1 protein-coding gene is annotated in these 1,912 nt (G+C 60.4%); it reads right to left on the bottom strand.

The features are described from left to right. Positions 1–74: 74 nt before the first annotated feature. Positions 75–1,550, bottom strand: a complete 1,476-nt coding sequence (ltrA, locus tag DXT96_RS26790) for a group II intron reverse transcriptase/maturase (protein ID WP_153517191.1) — start codon at positions 1,548–1,550, stop codon at positions 75–77. Positions 1,551–1,912 lie beyond the last annotated feature (362 nt).

Raw genomic sequence — 1,912 nt, 5'->3', positions numbered from 1 at the left:
GTTCCCGGTAGGGACGCCCATTTCTGAGCGCCCCCCGGACAGATCCGAGCGAGCCCAATTCGGGCACTCGGCTCCTACCTCGGGTGTTTGACGGCAAATCGCTCGCTTGGCCATGGATGAAGGATCCTCGGTTTTGGGAGAAAGTCGTCGGCCAGCCTCGTCATCCGTTCCCATACCCGCCGAGCTCTCTGGCTACGTCGGCAGAGCTGCCGATACCAAAGAACGACGACGTGGTACCGGAACGCTTGCAGCGCCGGACTGTTGGTCGGCACTGCGTGATAGGCGAAGTATCCAGCTACGACCTGCCTCAGCCATTTGCCTGTTTCGACAACAGGCCGATGCAATCGCCATCGCAGTTCCTCCTTGATGTCCCTGAGCTTGGCTCGCATGCGATCGCGGCGAGATTTCCTCCTCACTCGGAAGTCACCTCGACTCGATTTATCGCAGATGAGCACAAATCCCAGGAACGTAAAGGTCTCCGGCTTGCTGCGCCCGCGCCTCTCGCAGTTCTTCGCGGCAAAGCGACCGAACTCAATCAGGCGGGTTTTGTCCGGGTGAAGCGATAGCGAGAACTCCCGCAACCTTTCGCGCATCGCGTCCCAGAAGCGCCGGGCGTCCTTCTCATATTGGAAGCCAACGACAAGGTCGTCAGCATACCGTACCATGATCATGTCGCCCGTGGCCTCCTGCCGTCGCCAGCGCTCAGCCCAGAGATCGAAGACATAATGGAGGTACAGGTTCGCCAGCAGCGGCGAGATCGCCGAGCCTTGACCCGTACCCTTTTCCTCTATCGTCACGATCCCGTCTTCCAGCACCCCGGCCCGCAGCCATTTCTGGACGAGCCGGAGGATGCGCTTGTCGCCGACCCGGTGCTCCAGGAAGCGGATGACCCATTGCTGGGAAACCTCCGTGAAGAACGACCGGATGTCGGCATCGAGTATGAAGTTCACCTTCTTGCTGCTGATCCCGACAATGAGTGCATCCAGCGCATCGTGCTGGCTGCGCTCCGGCCGGAATCCGTACGAGAACCCGAGGAAGTCTTCCTCGTAGATCGTACTCAGCACCGCAGCCGTAGCTCTCTGAACGATCTTGTCTTCGAGAGCACCGACCGCGAGAGGTCGTTTGCTACCGTCTTCCTTTGGGATGTAACTCCGCCGGGACGGCAACGCCCGATACGCTCCGCTTCGGACCCGCGCCAAGAGGTCCCTGATCCTGCGATCGAGGTCTTGTTCGTAGCTCCGCCATGTCAACCCATCCACACCGGGCGCAGCGTCACGCTTGATGGCGTAGAACGCTGTTCTCAGCATGGAGACATCGATATGGTGCAGGAGCGAGGTGAACCTCTCCTTCTTTCGTTGCCTTGCGGCTTGCCGTACGCGGTCCAGCGCCTGTGACACGTTACCCCGGTCCTGCGCCCGGCGCGTGCTTTGCTGGCCCGCGTTCCCCTTGGTCTCCGTCCTTCGCTCCACCGATTCCGCCGCGGATGGCTCCGCCTTGTTCACCGGCTTCGCAGCTACTATGACGAAGTCAGACTTCTCGGGATCGTTCATCATCGGCTTTGACTCCTCGTCTTCCCCATGCGGACCTGCGGCATCCATCCGCAGGCCAATCCCGAGATCTCCCGGTTCCCGCGCAAAGAGCGTCTACACATGCCAGGGTCTTCGACCACGCCGGGTTGGACAAATGCTCGCATAACGCACCGCCCATGTTGCTTTCCGTGATTTTGAACACGTCGGCACCCGAAAGTCTTAGGTTTTCGCGGCTCAATGGCTGGCCTATGTACTCCCCTGCCGACGCTTCACCGATCTCCTCGCGGAGGCCCATGCACGGCTCGGGGCCAATGTGGATCGCTACTCCTTCATTGCAGTGGACTTTCACCACCTACTCTTTGCCGGTTTGTACCGGCGCACCA

The sequence above is a fragment of the Agrobacterium sp. ICMP 6402 genome (assembly GCF_009498615.1).
In the GTDB taxonomy this organism is placed as follows: domain Bacteria; phylum Pseudomonadota; class Alphaproteobacteria; order Rhizobiales; family Rhizobiaceae; genus Agrobacterium; species Agrobacterium burrii.
Note: the sequence above shows the minus strand (reverse complement) of the source record. Positions and strands in the feature narration are given on the sequence as shown.